Annotated in this window: 17 protein-coding genes; 7 read left to right on the top strand and 10 right to left on the bottom strand. The window is 37.8% G+C overall.

All coding sequences use genetic code 11. The features are described 5' to 3' along the window. From ACFO6W_RS15455 to ACFO6W_RS15480, 6 genes are all read left to right on the top strand, one after another. Nucleotides 1–1083: an efflux RND transporter periplasmic adaptor subunit gene (locus ACFO6W_RS15455; protein ID WP_379997997.1), complete on the top strand. Its 1083-nt coding sequence runs from the start codon at nt 1–3 to the stop codon at nt 1081–1083. Nucleotides 1084–1087: 4 nt separating this feature from the next. Continuing rightward, entirely contained in the window at nt 1088–4294 is a 3207-nt protein-coding gene (locus ACFO6W_RS15460; RefSeq protein WP_379997999.1) for an efflux RND transporter permease subunit, read from the top strand. 2 nt (nt 4295–4296) lie between these two features. Continuing rightward, nucleotides 4297–4608 carry a hypothetical protein gene (locus ACFO6W_RS15465; RefSeq protein WP_379998001.1) on the top strand — a complete coding sequence of 104 codons (312 nt, stop codon included), beginning with the start codon at nt 4297–4299 and terminating at the stop codon, nt 4606–4608. Between the two features lie 2 nt (nt 4609–4610). Continuing rightward, the gene (locus ACFO6W_RS15470; RefSeq protein ID WP_379998003.1) at nt 4611–4799 is read left to right on the top strand and encodes a YgaP family membrane protein; all 189 of its coding nucleotides are present in this window, start codon (nt 4611–4613) and stop codon (nt 4797–4799) included. 67 nt (nt 4800–4866) lie between these two features. Continuing rightward, nucleotides 4867–5781: a phospholipase A gene (locus ACFO6W_RS15475; RefSeq protein ID WP_379998005.1), complete on the top strand. Its 915-nt coding sequence runs from the start codon at nt 4867–4869 to the stop codon at nt 5779–5781. 16 nt (nt 5782–5797) lie between these two features. Then, nucleotides 5798–6415 (top strand): class I SAM-dependent methyltransferase, encoded by a 618-nt coding sequence (locus ACFO6W_RS15480; RefSeq protein ID WP_379998007.1) that lies wholly within the window; start codon nt 5798–5800, stop codon nt 6413–6415. A 54-nt stretch (nt 6416–6469) separates the two neighbouring features. On the opposite strand, the gene ACFO6W_RS15485 is transcribed toward ACFO6W_RS15480, so the two are convergent. The 7 genes from ACFO6W_RS15485 to ACFO6W_RS15515 all read right to left on the bottom strand — a co-directional run bounded on the left by ACFO6W_RS15485 (nt 6470) and on the right by ACFO6W_RS15515 (nt 11515). Beyond that, complete coding sequence (locus ACFO6W_RS15485; RefSeq protein ID WP_379998009.1) at nt 6470–6658, bottom strand: heavy-metal-associated domain-containing protein; 189 nt, start codon at nt 6656–6658, stop codon at nt 6470–6472. 9 nt (nt 6659–6667) lie between these two features. Next, on the bottom strand, nt 6668–7045 hold the full coding sequence (locus ACFO6W_RS15490; RefSeq protein ID WP_379998011.1) for a MarR family transcriptional regulator: 378 nt from the start codon (nt 7043–7045) through the stop codon (nt 6668–6670). A gap of 24 nt (nt 7046–7069) precedes the next feature. Further along, a complete protein-coding gene (gene trxA, locus ACFO6W_RS15495) occupies nt 7070–7528 on the bottom strand; it encodes a thioredoxin (protein WP_379998013.1) in 459 nt (152 codons plus the stop codon). Nucleotides 7529–7769: 241 nt separating this feature from the next. Then, nucleotides 7770–8072, bottom strand: a complete 303-nt coding sequence (locus tag ACFO6W_RS15500) for a rhodanese-like domain-containing protein (RefSeq protein ID WP_379998015.1) — start codon at nt 8070–8072, stop codon at nt 7770–7772. A gap of 14 nt (nt 8073–8086) precedes the next feature. Continuing rightward, nucleotides 8087–8290: a DUF6132 family protein gene (locus ACFO6W_RS15505; RefSeq protein WP_379998018.1), complete on the bottom strand. Its 204-nt coding sequence runs from the start codon at nt 8288–8290 to the stop codon at nt 8087–8089. Between the two features lie 498 nt (nt 8291–8788). After that, nucleotides 8789–9118, bottom strand: a complete 330-nt coding sequence (locus ACFO6W_RS15510; RefSeq protein ID WP_379998083.1) for a MarR family winged helix-turn-helix transcriptional regulator — start codon at nt 9116–9118, stop codon at nt 8789–8791. Between the two features lie 66 nt (nt 9119–9184). After that, a complete protein-coding gene (locus tag ACFO6W_RS15515; protein WP_379998020.1) occupies nt 9185–11515 on the bottom strand; it encodes a TonB-dependent receptor in 2331 nt (776 codons plus the stop codon). An 80-nt stretch (nt 11516–11595) separates the two neighbouring features. On the opposite strand from ACFO6W_RS15515, the gene ACFO6W_RS15520 reads away from it, so the two are divergent. After that, nucleotides 11596–12333: a response regulator transcription factor gene (locus ACFO6W_RS15520; RefSeq protein ID WP_379998022.1), complete on the top strand. Its 738-nt coding sequence runs from the start codon at nt 11596–11598 to the stop codon at nt 12331–12333. Between the two features lie 31 nt (nt 12334–12364). Here ACFO6W_RS15520 and ACFO6W_RS15525 read toward each other — a convergent pair whose 3' ends face one another. The 3 genes from ACFO6W_RS15525 to ACFO6W_RS15535 all read right to left on the bottom strand — a co-directional run bounded on the left by ACFO6W_RS15525 (nt 12365) and on the right by ACFO6W_RS15535 (nt 16657). After that, nucleotides 12365–13702: a sigma-54-dependent transcriptional regulator gene (locus ACFO6W_RS15525; protein ID WP_379998024.1), complete on the bottom strand. Its 1338-nt coding sequence runs from the start codon at nt 13700–13702 to the stop codon at nt 12365–12367. A gap of 103 nt (nt 13703–13805) precedes the next feature. Then, on the bottom strand, nt 13806–15536 hold the full coding sequence (locus ACFO6W_RS15530; protein WP_379998026.1) for a sensor histidine kinase: 1731 nt from the start codon (nt 15534–15536) through the stop codon (nt 13806–13808). Beyond that, nucleotides 15533–16657: a sensor protein KdpD gene (locus ACFO6W_RS15535; RefSeq protein WP_379998028.1), complete on the bottom strand. Its 1125-nt coding sequence runs from the start codon at nt 16655–16657 to the stop codon at nt 15533–15535. Before ACFO6W_RS15535 ends, ACFO6W_RS15530 begins: the two co-directional genes overlap by 4 nt. Nucleotides 16658–16947: the final 290 nt, after the last annotated feature.

The following is a 16947-nucleotide window of genomic DNA, read 5'->3' on the forward strand; positions in this document are numbered from 1 at the left end:
ATGAAAACTTTAAGAAATGCATTTTTAGGAATGATGGGGATATCTGCTTTTTATTCTTGCTCTTCTTCCTATAAATCAGAGGATAAAGATAAGACTATACTAACAGTAGAAGTTTATTCTCCGGCTCAGTCTACTAACAAAGGCTTTTACCTTAGCGGCGAAGTCACTGCTAAGCAAACGGCGACTATCAGTACACGTATGATAGGTTATGTGAACAAAATATATGTTAAACCCGGCGATAGAGTAGGGGCCGGACAGCTTCTCGTTTCAATCAGCAGCGATGATATTCTGGCAAAAAAAGCACAGGTACAGGCCATGATTGCCGAAGCTGAAGCAGCGGCGAAGAATGCACAGCGGGATTACGAGCGTTTCAAAATTTTGCGCAACCAAAACAGCGTGTCGGACAAGGAACTCGAAAATGTGGCTTTACAGAATACTTCGATGAATGCTAAAGTGCAAATGGCTCGTCAGCAGATGAATGAGGTAAATGCGATGTTGGCATATGTCAATATCCGTGCACCGTTCTCAGGAGTTGTTACACAAAAAATGATGGATGAGGGTAGCATGGCTAACCCGGGTATGCCTATTTTAACAATCGAGCAGAGTGGAGAGTTGCAGATTGTGGCCTCCGTTCCGGAAAATTATATTCAATACGTGAAAGTAGGAGATGTAGCCAAAATAGAATTGAGATCATTAAGGATAATGCTTGATGGGAAAATATCCGAACTTAGCCCGTCGGCGTTCCGTACAGGAGGGCAATATTATATGAAACTGTCAATAGATGCAAAAGACAAAGACAACATCCGGTCAGGTATGTATGTCAACATATTGATACCCAATAAAAAAGCAGAGGACATTTTATCGAAAATCATACTGGACAGAGAATCGGTTGTTTATCGCGACCAACTTACAGGGGTATACGTTGTCGACGATCAAAATCAAGCTAACTTACGCTGGGTGCGCTTAGGCAAGATAATTGGCAATCAGGTAGAAGTACTTTCCGGCTTGAGCCAAAACGAGAGAGTTGTTTCTAAAGCCGAAGGCAAATTATATAACGGAGTAAAGGTGTCTGTAAATAAATAGTATTATGGAAAACGGAATTTCAGGAAAAATAGCCGGAGCGTTTATCAAGTCTAAATTGAGTATCCTGCTCATGCTTGCCTTTATGCTCTTGGGGCTGTTCAGCATATATTTTATTCCACGCGAAGAGGAACCTCAGATAGAAGTTCCGATGGTGGATGTCATGATTGGTTATCCCGGAGCGACACCTCAGGAAGTGGAGTCGGGAGTAATACAACCTATCGAAAAGATTATTTCGAATATCAAAGGAGTAGAGCATGTCTATTCTACTTCTATGAATGGTATGGGTATGCTCACCGTACAATTTTATGTGGGCGAAGATGTAGAACGTTCGTTAGTAAAACTTTACAACGAAATGATGAAGAATATGGATCGTATGCCGCAAGGGGCAACTATGCCACTGCTTAAATCGCGAGCCATAGACGATGTGCCTGCTTTGGCTTTCACGCTTTGGAGTGATAAGATGGGCGATTATCAGATACGTCAGGTAGCCGAAGTGGTTGGCAACGAAATAAAGAAAATACCGGATGTAGCACAGGTAAACGTTGTTGGAGGTCAAAGTCGTCAGGTGAAAGTGATGCTCGACAAAGATAAGATGGCTCAGAGTAAGCTCGATTTTGGAGCCATAACTCAAGCCTTGCAAGCCAATAATGCGCAGATGCATAGCGGAAATATTGTTTCGGGCGATCTGGTATACTCTATTCAGACCGGTAACTTTTTTGCAGATGTAGATGAAGTCAAAAATCTGATTGTAGGAACAAATGACAATCAACCGGTCTACCTATATCAAATAGCAGACGTGGAGGATGGTCCCGAAGTGCCTAAACAATATGTTTCGTTTGGATATGGAGCCGCCTCGGGCGATAAAAAAGCCGGTATGCCCGACGACTATTCGGCAGTGACTATTTCTATTGCTAAGAAAAAAGGTGCCGATGCCATGAAGCTGGCAGAGGTGGTAACTGACAAAGTGGAGCATTTGAAAAAAGATGTGATCACCAACGATCTGAATGTAGAGATTACTCGCAACTACGGAGAGACTGCGTCGCACAAAGTGTCAGAATTGCTTTTCCACTTGTCTATTGCTATTATAGTAGTAACCTTGTTTGTAATGCTGGCTATGGGATGGCGTGGAGGCCTGGTGGTATTCCTTTCCGTACCTGTAACATTCGCCCTGACTCTGTTTGCTTATTACTTCTTAGGGTATACACTCAACCGGATTACCTTATTTGCTTTGGTATTTGTAACAGGTATTGTTGTGGATGACTCCATTGTGATTGCCGAAAACATGCACCGTCATTTCAAAATGAAAAAACTGCCGCCATTGCAAGCTGCCCTGTATGCTATCAATGAAGTGGGAAACCCTACCATCCTGGCAACCCTGACCGTTATTGCCGCCGTATTGCCTATGGCGTTCGTCTCGGGAATGATGGGGCCATATATGAGCCCGATGCCTATCGGAGCTTCGATAGCCATGATCTTTTCTTTACTGGTGGCTTTGACGTTGACTCCATATTTCGGTTATTTATTCTTAAGGCATAAAGATAAAAAAGGAGAGGGGCTTGAGAATGAAGAAAAAGAGCCCGATTTACACGAGACAAAAATCTATAAATTATATGCTAAAATAGTAACTCCTTTTCTTGAAAACAGAAAGCGTCGCTGGACTTTTATGATAGGATTGGCTGTCGTTTTGCTCGGGTCGTTTGTGATGTTCTATACAAAATCTGTTCCGGTAAAAATGCTGCCTTTCGATAATAAAAATGAGTTTCAGGTAGTGATAGATATGCCCGAAGGCACAACCCTGGAACGTACGGCAGCCGTGGCTAAAGAATTGGCGGTGTATATAAGCCAGAATGATAAGGTCACTAATTATCAAACTTATGTGGGAATATCCGCTCCTATCAGCTTTAACGGATTGGTGCGTCACTACGATTTGCGTTCAGGAGACAATGTGGCAGATATACAAGTCAATCTTATAGATAAAGGTGAACGTAAAGAACAAAGCCATGATATAGCCACATCGGTACGTGCCGATTTGCAAGTTATCGGTAAAAAATACAATGCCAATGTAAAAGTGGTAGAAGTACCACCGGGTCCTCCGGTGATGTCTACAATTGCTGCTGAAATATATGGTCCCGACTATCAACAGCAGATTGCCGTTGCCAAGCAGGTAAAAGATATGCTGGCTGTAACAGATAATGTTATCGACGTGGATTGGTCGGTAGAAGATGCTCAAACCGAATACAAGTTTGAGGTGGATAAAGACAAAGCGATGAAATTGGGGATTCCGAATGCGCAAGTGGTTCAGAATATGAGAGCAGCTCTTTCGGGTATGTCTGTTGGTGTATTGCATCAGCCCTCATCGGTCAATCAGGTCGGTATTGTACTTCAATTGTCCGAAAAAGAGAAGTCAAGTATTGAGGATATCTTAAGCCTGAAGGTTGTGAATCAACAAGGAGTGGGTATTCCCATCGGTGATTTAGTTAATATTACCCAAGCAGAAAAAGGTAAAAGTATTCATCGCAAAGATCAGAAACGGGTAGTATATGTGTTGACCGAAGTCGCCGGAAGTTTAGAAAGCCCTATATATCCTATTATGGAAGTGTCGGAAAAATTATCGCAGGTAAAACTTCCCGAAGGATACATTTTATCGGAAGAATATAGTGAGCAACCAAAATATGAAGACAACTTTGCCTTAAAGTGGGATGGCGAATGGCAAATTACCTATGAAGTATTCCGTGATTTGGGGCTGGCTTTTCTATTTGTACTGATCATTATCTATGTGCTGATTGTGGCATGGTTTCAAAACTTTATCACACCGTTAGTACAGCTGGCTGCCATACCATTATCACTGATTGGGATTATTTTCGGTCACTGGGTGATGGGTGCTTACTTTAGCGCTCCGTCTATGATCGGATTTATAGCCCTTGCCGGGATCATGGTGCGAAACTCGGTATTACTGATTGACTTCATAGATATTAGACTAAAAGATGGCATCCCATTGAAACAGACTGTTATCGAAGCAGGAGCTGTGCGTACAACTCCTATTGTATTGACAGCGGGAGGAGTAGTATTAGGCGCGATAGTTATCCTATTCGACCCGATATTCCAGGGTCTGGCAATCTCTTTGATGGGTGGAACGATAACTTCTACAGTACTTACACTGATTGTTGTACCCTTACTATATTACAAAATGTTGAAAAAGAAAGTAAAATGATTATGAAACTATTAGTTGTATTAAGTATAAAAGAATATCAGGAGCGGGTAGCAAACCTGCTCCATAAAGCCGGAGTAAAACGGTTTAGTGTAACCAACATAACCGGGTATAAAAAGAAAGAAGAAAACCTGGGCTGGTTTGCGGCGAATGGAAGTAATGCTAAAACCAATTCTATAATGCTTTTCAGCTTTATAACGAAAGAAATTGCAGATAAGGCTATTTCAGAAATTGATAGTTGCAATATTGAAACAAAAAACCCTTTTCCTGTGCATGCATTTATTCTTGATGTAGAAAACTTTTCTAAACTGATTTAATTATGAAACGTGAATATATTGTACGTATAGTAGCGGGAACAATGGTGTTAGCAGGCATTTCTTTGGCTTATTTTGTTTCTGCCGGATGGTTGTTGCTGCCTGCCTTTGTAGGTCTAAATCTTATCCAGTCATCCTTCACTAAATTTTGTCCGTTGGAAATCCTGCTCGATAAATTGAACGTTAAACGGTAAATTGATTAATTAGATTTGAGAGAGCAAAACCGAATATTGAAATCGTCTTTTGCTCTCTTTTTTAGATATGAAAACAAGAATTTACATAATAGCCATATTCTTTACTTTTATTATACACGTCCCGATTGCTTATTCACAAGAGAATACGATCTTGCACGTGGATAGTCTTTCACTTCGGAACAACTATCTGCACGAGATGCAGTCGATAAATGTATTGAAGCATAAGCCGATTGAAGTTTCGGAAGATCTTGTAAGGGCTGTTCTTGATAAACAAGCAGCTTTTGCTGTATACAAGGATAATTACATGGTAACTGGCATCCCTTTAAATAAATCGGTAACCAGAAAATCAGCAGATGCATTTTTTCAGTTTAGCATTCGCCACAGAGTTACCAGAAGTGTACTTCCGTTCAATTCGTTTTTATATATTACATATTCACAGAAGTCATTCTGGGATATTTATGACGAATCAAGTCCTTTCCGCGATACAAATTACAATCCGGGGATAGGCATAGGCAGGTATGTTATAAAAGACAACAAATTGAAAGGAGCGGTAATGGTTTCTCTGGAACATGAATCGAATGGGAAGGCAGGTGAGGATTCGCGTAGTTGGAACTATGTGAATCTGTCAGCTAAATACTTTTACAATATGCGATTATCGGCTAAAGCACAAATATATCTGCCGTATGTGGATGGCGGCAATAATAAAGATTTGTTGCGTTACAGAGGATATGGTATCTTTTCCGTCAATTATATAAATAAGAATAATTTATGGTGGTTCAGCCTTAATATAATTCCACGGGATAAGTTTATAAACCCTAATTTACATACATCTTTATCGTTTAGGGTGTCCAAAAATTCAAACCAATACCTAACTTTGGATTATTATGCCGGTTATGGAGAAGGGTTACTGAACTATAAAAAATACACAAATCAAATCAGAATAGGGTTTACTATTAAACCGGATTTCTTCAGTGCATATTAATTAAAAATGAATAATTATGAATAATAAATGGGATGAACGGTACAATATTGAAGAATACCGGTATGGAGAAATGCCAAATCTTTTTTTCAAAGAAATTATAGATGCACTTCCTGTCGGAAAAGTACTTCTTCCTGCTGATGGGGAAGGACGGAACGGCGTATATGCAGCTATGAGGGGCTGGAGTGTGGATGCTTTCGATCAAAGCCAGCAGGCTAAAGAAAAAGCCTTGCGACTGGCACATAAGAACAATGCGGATATCTCGTATAAAGTAATAAATTTCGAGGATGTTGCACAAAACTATGTAGCTGATTCTTATAATGTAATTGCTCTTACCTATGTTCACCTACCGGAACAGTTAAAAGCAAAATATCACAGATCGTTATTGCCTTTGTTGAAAACCGGAGGGCATATTATTATTGAAGGATTCAGTAAAGATCATATAAAATATCAACAACAAAACCCATCGGCAGGAGGTCCTCCACTTGTGGATATGATGTATTCGAAGCAAGAGATTCTCTCGATCTTTGATTCTTTGGAGATCGATCTTTTAGAAGAAAAAGAAATAAAACTGGCAGAAGGGATAGGGCATAATGGGAAAGCCTCTGTAATACGCTTTATCGGGCAAAAAATATAAATAAAAACAGAGGCAAGGTTTATCATTTATCCTTGCCTCTGTTTCGTTTACGTATCAATATATTTTTTCAAATTTTTCCTGAAGTTCTTTTTCTGTGATTTCCTCTGTGTGATCGATTGCTATTACTTTATTCGCAATATCCACATTAACACCATATATTCCGGGAATAATACCGATTTCTTTACCTATGGACCGTACACAGCTATTGCAGTGTATATTTTTTGCATTTATAATTGTTTTCATAGCCTACTATTATAATTCGACTACGGGTTTTAGCGTTTCGGGAATATCGAACTCAGCACATTTTATCGATTCAAGTTTTTTCTTTCCCAAATCAGTCAAAGCAAAATACATCTGGCGCTTATCCTCCTTACCAACAATACGTCGGATAAGCCCCTTCTTCTCTACAGACTTTATCACCTTTGATGTATTCGAATTGCTCAGCCCCAATACACCCGCTAATTCATTTGATGAATATTTCTGAGCATTTAGCGAACATAGTAGCATTCCTTCATTCAGGCCAAGATCATATAATTGCTGAAAATTTAATTCAAATTCATAAATTGCCCGGTACACATCTCTGATCTGGCATAGTGTTCTTACTTGCGAATTATTTATATTGTCTGTCATTTTAGTATAAGTTTATATTTACTGTCATTCTTTTAATAAAATATTATCAATAGCCTCCTTTAATTGCTGTTTAGGCAATGCTCCTGCAGCCATCTGTGGTTGCCCGTCCATCGGAACAAACAGTAAAGAAGGTATGCTTCTTATTCCGAAGGCGGCGGCAAGTTCAGACTCTGTTTCCGTATTTATTTTATAAATATATATACGGTCTCCATATTCTGCAGCCAATTCTTCCAGCACCGGAGCTATAGCCTTACACGGCCCACACCAGTCAGCATAGAAATCAATCAATGCCGGTTTATCCCCCAAATATTTCCATTGGGTAGGATTTGTTTCAAAATTAACAACTTTTGATAAGAATTCAACTTTTGTTAAATATATTGTTGTCATTTTATTTTCTTTTTTAATCGTTTCTTTTGTTTCAGCCTTGTTATTACAAGATATAAGCGATGATGCCATCAGGATGAATAATATTATATACTTCATTTAATCCGGTTTATATTTTTTTATCTGATCACCGTAGATGTTTTTTTTGTACTTGGTGTCCGTATAGCATCCTGCAGATCCACAACAGGAAATATTTATAATTGCCTGAAAAAGCAGGAATCCGGCTAAGACAAGAAATATATAATCCTTAGAGGATATTGAATAGATAGCTATCAGCATTCCCAACAACAACCGAATTATCCGGGCAAGATCCCAGTTTTTTAATATACGATTCATTTATTTATCTAAAATTAAACCAGCTTCCACCATTATATACTTCCTGAAAACCTTTACTCCTTAAAAAAAATACTGCACTGCGGCTACGCATACCACTGGCACATACAGCGATAATTGGTTTATCTTTTTTTAGTTTCGATAAATTATTTCTCAAGTTATCCAAAGGAATATTAATCGAATTTGTTGTTGCTCCCTGTTTATATTCTTCTTTTGTGCGGACATCCAGAAGTATAGCTCCATTCTCCATAAGTGTTTTAAAGTCCGCTTTATCTTCTAATCCAAGTAACCGACTAAGAAATCCTGCCATAATTATTTATTTTATTATTGTTTCTTTACTTTATTCTTTTTAAAAATCCCACCGAATAAACCTCCTGCCAGTAATCCATACAATGTACTGATTGTCGGAGATGAAGTTATGGGACAAGTTCCGGTACTACATCCGATGTACCTCCAATACATATAGCCGCCTATTGCTCCTATGAGGGCCCCTAACAGATATGTCCAATTGTTTTTTATAATTTGCATATTCATTTACTCTTATATTCCTTACAAAGATACTATTTAATTTCCATTAGAATATAATTCTTCAGGAAATTGTTTGACTGAAATATTAATTTACATTAAATACAGAATGATAGCTGAGTTTTTCTATTTATAAAGAGGACTCTGTTATGTCTACTCTGCATGTTTTATAACCTTTACAACATTCTTCGATTGTTTTTACATCTGATGATATTGTTTTTGAGAAGTCTATTTTTTCAATATCGTGTCATTGAATAATTTTTATCTTTTCTCTAAGAATATTATCTGCCGCAAATCCAGCCATTTTAACAGAGCCTTTAGCCGGTGAGTAGAGGAGGATGTATGCATGTTCAATTCGCATCAGGTAATAAATTGGACCTCCTTGCTTAATAACCTGAGTAACCAAATATCCTTAAGCAAGCTGCGACAGATGCACCTCTTGAAATTCCGTTTGTGATAAGCTTATTCTTGTATTTATTTTTTATGATAATTAATATAATCTTATTGTTTAATGAATTGTTTTATCAACTTAATTAATCGGCTTATGAGTTCTATATATATGTTTTCTCTTGCCTGTATTTTTTTCATCTTTTCTTTACCCTTAGCTGTTAAGGAGAAGAGCATATTTCTTTTATCAACCTTCCCCATTCTTCTTGTAATATATTTCTTTTCCTCAAGACTTAGCAGTATTTTGGATGTTCGGGAGTTTGACAAGCCTAGCTGATTGGATAGATCGCTTGCACAAGAACTCTTTTTGTCAGATAACGAGTATAAGATAAAGGTTATCAGGCCTTTGCCCTTATTTGAAATAGTTTCGACCTGATCTGACAGTTAAAGGGCAAACAATTAAGTTTGTATTGCTAAATAGCACAAACTATGCCCAATGAGATAAATAAACTAAAATTCAATCTTATAACTAATGTTTGGGATCATCACAGCTTCTCTTTCTGGATCTACCAAATGCGTCTTAAAATTGTATCGATGACCTTGATAGTCCTTATAGTTAGTTGCATTCAGCACTTTAATCGCAAACTCATGGGATAAATTCTTCTTGTTAATTTTGTAGCTTACATTAAAGTGTAAAAGAAAGGCCGGAGATAATTGCTTCGAGAAGGCTTTGTTTTCATCATAAATAGCATCTTCCTCTTTCTGTGATGCATCAAGATTAATAGGCGAGTATCTGTCTCCTCCTTGATAAGATAATCGAATATTAGCATTGAACATATTTTGTTTACTGCGCCCTACCATCCACTCTTTTCCTGCTAATACGTTAAATACAAAGTTTCGGTTATACCTTGTGTTTCTCCATTTATTATCCCCTGCTTTGTAACGAGAATCAAAGAGAGATGCAGTGAGCATATAGTAATATCCTTCTGACATATACCGCTCAAAGGTTATATCGATACCATAATTGACTCCTTTTCCCTTATTCGAAAGCTTATTGGTTATGAACCAATCATTTTGAAGGTTTATAAACGAAAATGTACTATCGCTTATAATAGGAACATTGTATAATTGTTGGAAATAAGGTTCAATCTTAACATGATAGTTGTTTCCTATATTTAGGTCATAGGATAATACAATGTGGTGAGCTTTTGTAAAATCCATATTTTTGTTAATAAGTTCACCCTCTTTCGATTTAGTAAAGTAATAATTCAACATTTCGAGTCTGCTATGTAGCCCGTATGAAAGGGCTAAAGATTGATTTGGTTTAAATTTCCATGACAATGCTGCTCTGGGCTCTATCGTATAATTATCATTGAGTGTAAACAATTGCGTATTGATACCAAGATTAAGCGTCCATTTATCCGAAAATTGTAAAGATGAATTCGTATAAGCAGATAGTAAAGAACTGAAACCGGATTCATCGGTTATGGTATTCATTGGCTGTTGATGTGTCGCTTCTTCTAATAGCAGATTATATTTAAGCCCTGTAACCCTCAAGCCTGTTTTATTGGTGTGTGTTCCATTATACTTCTTATTGAGTGATGAAGCGAATACAAAATTCCAATTGGTAGACTTGATTAAGTTCTGAGGAATAGGTTTTACATTGGCATCCATTCTTTCAGTATGCATATCAAGTCCGCTAACAGTAGTAGCCAAAGATGTTTTAAGTGTTGCATTGCCCAATACTCTTAATCTGTGATTCAGACCAACAGCTCCCATATACTGCTTTACATCCTGATCTTCTTTATCCTGCATATATTCCCATTTGTTAGGATCGGTTTCTGCATTTTGCCCCGAACAATCAATCAGGCCTACTCCCCAGATGGAAAATATACCGGCCTTTTGGGTTGGGAAATTAAGTTTAAAAGACAAGTCCTGATACTTTGTGTTCTCTGCATCTTCGGGTAACAGAGAAGAGAGCAATCCTAGTGTTGAATACCGGTAATTGAAAATATAAGAAGAATTACTCCCTTTCTTGAATGGGCCTTCGGAAGCAACATCTATTCCGACTAAACCGAGTTGTACAGTATTCTCCCGTTTTTGGTTATTTCCTGTGCGTAGATTCATATCAAACACTCCAGATAAAGCATTCGAGTATTCAGCAGGGAATGCACCTGTCATAAAATCAGAATTACCTAAAACAAAACTGCTCAATGCCGATAAACCTCCGCCGCCGAAAGTAGTTACTTCTGCAAAGTGGTTAGGATTCGGGATTTCGACATCTTCCATCCTCCATTGCAGAAATTTGGGTGCATTCCCCCTTACCACAATACCATTATTCCCAACACTGCTTGTTACACCGGCAAAAGATGTCGCTAACCTTGCCGGATCGTCAAAGCCTCCGGCATACCGGCTCGCTTCTTCCACACTCAGCATACGGGCACTTCCCAATATCATATTGTTTAATGGCTGAGCCTTATTTATTTGAGGAGTAATAATAACTTCATTCAGTAATTTTGAATTTTCCTTTATTCGTATTTCTAAGAATAATTCTTTGGCAGATGAAACCAGTACCTCCTTTATGACAATTGGTTCATATCCAACATACGATACTTGTAAGTCATATCTGCCTATCGGAACGTTTTGTATTTTAAATTGTCCTGAACTATCAGTGCTTACTCCTAAAGGTGTCTTGCTGTTCAGTATTGCAACTGTTGCATATTCAATCGGGATATTCGATTCTTTGTCATATACTATACCACGTATATTTTGAGATGACTGACCACATAATATACCTAATGAGATGACATTTAATAAAAGAAATAATAACGTTTTATTCATGATTTTGCCTAATTTTGCTTTGTACAAAGTAAGATACTATCCTCTGCGAGATCAATACTGATTTATCATTATATTGTCATATGGAAGATTTACAAAAGGAACATGCACGGCTTTTATCATTGCAGAGTTTTGATGAAGCTGATCTTGATTACTCTCTGCTGGAATATCATAAGCAAATGCTATCCCATCTAGCTAAGGTTTCCAACAGCGGGATAACGGTCTTTGATATGTATAAGAGGAAGCATGTATATACATCCTTTAATTTCGGAGGGATATTCGGTGATTGTAAAGAGGGTATAGATGAACGCGTGCACCCTGACGATTTGCATCCTTTGATTAAAAACGGTATTACAGCACTCCGGTTCCTACATGCGAATAAAGAAAACCTGCAGGATTATAAAATGATCTCAGAGTTTCGTATTTGCAATGCTATAGGCCAGTATGTGAGGGTGGTAGAGCAATATACCCTATTAGAAAAAGATAAGTCGGGTAATGCATGGTTGTCATTAAGTGTTTTGGATTTATCTCCTGACCAAAGCTCATTTAAAACAGTGAGATGCCATATCTTAAACGTAAAAGAGAATAAGTTTTTTTCTATTGAGAACCTATTATCCCGAAAAAAATCAGATCTTACCACCAGAGAGATCGCTGTTTTACAGCTAATAAAAGAAGGCTTGCTTAGTAAGGAAATTTCAGAACAGCTATTTATCAGTGTCCACACTGTTAATACACATAGGCAAAGGATATTAGAAAAGTTAGATGTAAATAATTCCATGGAGGCTGTAAAATATGCTTCTGCATTGGGTTTGATCAGCTAAGAAAGTGTAGCTTTTTTGTTCCATTGGTTTCTTACAGTTTATATTCCTCTATTTTACGATAAAGTGTGGCTATTCCTATCTTGAGTATTCGGGCAGCCTCGGCTTTATTTCCTTTCGTGTAATCTAAAATCTTTTTGATATGCAGCCTTTCGATATCTGATAAAGCCAGGGTTGTTATAAATTCAGGTGAATTAGTACCCGGATATCGTATCTCCAAAGGTAATGTCTCGATATTTAAGGTATCATCATCGGTTAGGATCACACTGCGTTCAATAACATTTCTTAATTCCCTTATATTTCCTTTCCAGCTACTTTGTTCCAATAACTTTAAATAATCCTGAGAAATTATATTGATTCTTTTGTTGGATTTGGTTGCGAACAGATTTACAAATTCACTTACAAACAATTTTATGTCTGAAATGCGTTCTCTCAGAGGCGGTAAATGTATCTGGAATACAGATAATCGATAAAATAAATCCCGGCGAAAATGCTCCGTCTCAATTTCGTCCTCTAAAACTCGATTGGTAGCGGCAATGATCCTTACATCTACCTTTTGAGATTTGGTTTCTCCTATTTTTATAAACTCTTTCGTTTCGAGTACCCTTAATATTTTAGCCTGTAAATCAACCGGCATTTCTCCGATCTCGTCCAGAAAAATAGTTCCCTGGTGAGCTTCTTCAAAAAGACCTTTTTTATCTTTTAAAGCTCCGGTAAAAGCTCCTGCTTTGTGCCCGAATAACTCACTTTCCAATAGCTCTTTACTAAAGGCAGAGCAATTAATGGCGACAAAGGGCTTATTCTTTCGCTGGCTTCCGTAGTGTATCGATTGGGCAAAAACTTCTTTCCCCGTTCCGGTTTCTCCTGTTAATAATACAGTAGCACCTGTTTGTGCTACTTTACGTCCCATTTCTATTGCAGAAAGAATAGGGGTAGATCTCCCTATAATATTGTCAAAGGAATATTTTTGTTCAATTTTTTGTTCAAGCTGGTTTACCCGTTTAAATAGTTCTGCTTTCTCCAATGCCCTGTATATCAAAGGTATTATACGGTTGTTGTCATCTCCCTTTGTTATGTAGTCGAAAGCCCCGTTCTTTATTGCCTGAACGCCATCCGGAATATTCCCATATGCCGTCAGAAGAATAATCTCGGCCAAAGGTTGTATTCTTTTTATCTGAGGAATCAGATCGACACCATTAGCATCAGGTAGCTTGACATCACAAATGATAACATCAAAATACTGTTTCTCCAATAGCTTCAACCCCGCTGTTGCATTCTCTGCCTGAGATACTTCTATCTTTTCAAGTTCGATGATCCGGGCCATCAGTTTACGGAGTTTTTCTTCATCATCAATCAATAATATCTTTCTCATTTTGGTCGTTTTTTAGTAACAGCATGCTTTTAAGAATATATTCCAAAGAGATAACCCTTCTATTGTTGTTATGCCAGGCAAGTTAATAAATAGGTTTGAAACCTTAGAGCTTACCGTATGGAATAATAAAGAAGAATGTACTTCCCATACCCGGGGCGCTATCCACCCCGATTGTTCCTCCCTGTGTCTCGATAAATTCCTTACTGATAGCCAGTCCCAGACCTGATCCCGATTTTAAACTTCCCGGTATTTGAAAATAACGCTCAAATATTTTTTTCTTATATCTGGAATCGATTCCTTTACCAAAATCCTTTACGGAGAATAAAGCTCCTTTAGTTTCTTTTTTCAAAGAAACTATAATCTCACTATCTTCCATTGAATAACGGATGGCATTAGTCAGAAAATTAATAAGGACCCAAGCTGTTTTTTCGGCGTCAGCCACAATCGATGGAATACCGGGTTCCATATCCAGCTGAAGTTTTATCTTCTTGTGCTCTGCCTGTAACTGTATGGTATCAATAGCGTATCTGACTATAAGCCCGGGGTCTGTGGATTGAATATTCAATTGAATATTTCCTGTTTCTACCTGAGACATATTGAGTAGTTCTCCGGTGATTTGTAAAAGTCGTGTACTGTCTTCTTTTATGCCTTCCACTAACTGTTTTTGTTCATCGTTCAATACTCCTGTTTCATTGTGTTCAAGCAACTGTGTGCTCATCTTTATTGAAGATATCGGGGTCTTCAACTCGTGAGATATAGTAGCGATAAAGTTCGTCTTAGCCGAATCAAGTTCTTTGAAAATAGTGATGTTCTTTAGCAGGATAACATAGCCGATCAGTTCTGTTATATTTTCTCCTGTTTTATTGATCTCTATATGGATGATTTCTTTTTCAAAATAAGATTGTTTATCATCAGAAAAGATCTTTAACGGGGCCTCGTCTTTTTTTGCTAAAGGATCAATCAGATCAACAATAAGTGTACGGATCAGATCATTAGTGACAGCGATATCCTGAACCGGTTTATTTAAAATCTCATTGCGGGACAGTCCTGTTATTTTTAATGCTTCATCGTTGATGAAAATAATAATTTTATTTTCATCAAGCCCGATAACAGGATCGTGCATATTATTGATAAGCGTTTCAACCCGTTTCTTTTCCTTGAGTATTTTCTCAAGTCTGCTGTTTGAATATTCTTCCAGTTTCTCAGCCATTATATTGAAAGATTTAGCCAGATCTCCATACTCATTATGACTTTCATAGTTTAGCCGTTGCCGGTAATTCTGATTGGCTATTTCTCTTATACTTGCAGTTAACTGAAGGATAGGGTTTGCTATGTTTCCGGGTAGTTTGACAAGCAAAGTGAAAGCAATAAGAAAACACAGGACTCCGGTTATAATGATCGAGATGATGGCGTTCTCCGCTGTATTATTTGCTATCTCGCTCTTTTGAACAATAGCGTCCATGTTGAGTTTCATTAAGGCTGCAATATCCTTTCGTATTATGACCTTTAGGCTGTCGTTTTCTGTATTACGCTTCAAATCCGAGAAAAGATTTGAAATTTGCAATGTTTTATCGGATTCTCCTATTTCGGTTTCATTTTTCAGTTGCTTTTTTAAATTTGCTTCAAATGCGGATACTGCTCCCGGATCAGTTCTCATCTCATCCAGGGCAAGCAGCATATTCCGGGAGTATTCCAACGTATTATAATTCGCCATAAGTATATTTCTGGTATCTCTCCTCAGATCGTTGATATACCAGATACTGACACCTGCCAATAATATAATCAGGCAGAAAAGCAGTCCAACTCCGGATGTTAATTTGGTCTTTATTTTCATGACAGAATAATCAGGTCTATACCTTCTTTTTTTAATTCACTTAATATTTTCTTATATGTGGCGACATACAATAGCATACGCCATCTGCTGATGTAAGGCATTCCGATGCAGACTGTCGATACATTTTTTTTAATGGCTTGTTCCAAAATAGTTTTCGGTATATTTTTGTGCTTTAATTGTATTACCTGTCCTCCTAATTCAACAGCCATCTTGAAGCTGTTTATTAATTTCCGCTGGCTGTCCAGGGCTATCTTATCTGCCCCTTCCTTCGGAGTCTGCACATACAGCACATACCATTCACCACTGTAATAACTGGCCAGACGAGCGGTTTTACGGATTATGTTATTGGCTTTCTTTCCATTACTGCCAATACATGCCATAAAGTTTTTATGTAATCCGGGCTGAGATGAAAAAGTTTCATTGTCAGCTTTCTTCAACACATGGCTCGCGACCTCTTTTAAAGCTAATTCCCGTAAGCGAAGTATGTGTTCGGTCTTAAAGAAATTAGCTAATGCAGCCTGTATCTTATCAGACGGATATATTTTCCCATCTTTAAGTCGGGTCACCAGATCATCGGCAGACAAATCTATATTCACAACTTCATCCGCCATAGCTACAATCCGGTCGGGAATACGCTCTGCAACTTCTATACCTGTGATCTTTTTGACCTCCTCATTCAGTCCCTCTATGTGCTGAACGTTTACTGCACTGATAACATTGATGCCGGCTTCGAGTATTTCAAGTACATCCTGCCAGCGTTTTTCGTTTTTGCTGCCTTCTATATTTGTATGAGCCAGTTCATCTATGATTACGGCTTCGGGGTGTAAATTTATAACAGCCTGTACATCCAGTTCTTCCAGCTCTTTGCCTTTATAAAAGATTTTCCTTCTGGGAATTACAGGTATTCCATCCAATAACACCATAGTTTCGCGTCTGTTGTGGGTTTCGATATAGCCGATTTTTACATCTACGCCTCCATCCAGAAGGATATGCGCCTCCTGCAGCATCCTGTAAGTTTTGCCCACACCGGCAATCATCCCGATATATAATTTAAATTTACCTCTTTTCGATTGCTTTATCAAATTGAGAAAATATTCAGCGCTTTTTCTATCTTTATCCATCGTTTAGTACGATCTTCAAATTAGTTCTTAGATACTTAGTATGAAACAATCTGCTTTAAAAGTAGTTTTTTATATAAAATAAAAGTATAAAAATATCAGTAAACAGTAAACAGTGAACAACTCGTAACTGTTAAAAAGTAACAAAGGTAACAGGTTTTTCAGTTAACAACTTGTATCTCGTCTACTCGTAACTTGTAACTGCCCGCAGGGCGAAGTAACTCGTAACTGTTAAAAAGTAACAAAGGTAACAGGTTTCACTCATTTTTCGACGGTAATTTTTATTCTTCATA

Source organism: Dysgonomonas termitidis (assembly GCF_042654545.1).
Classification (GTDB): Bacteria; Bacteroidota; Bacteroidia; order Bacteroidales; family Dysgonomonadaceae; genus Dysgonomonas; species Dysgonomonas termitidis.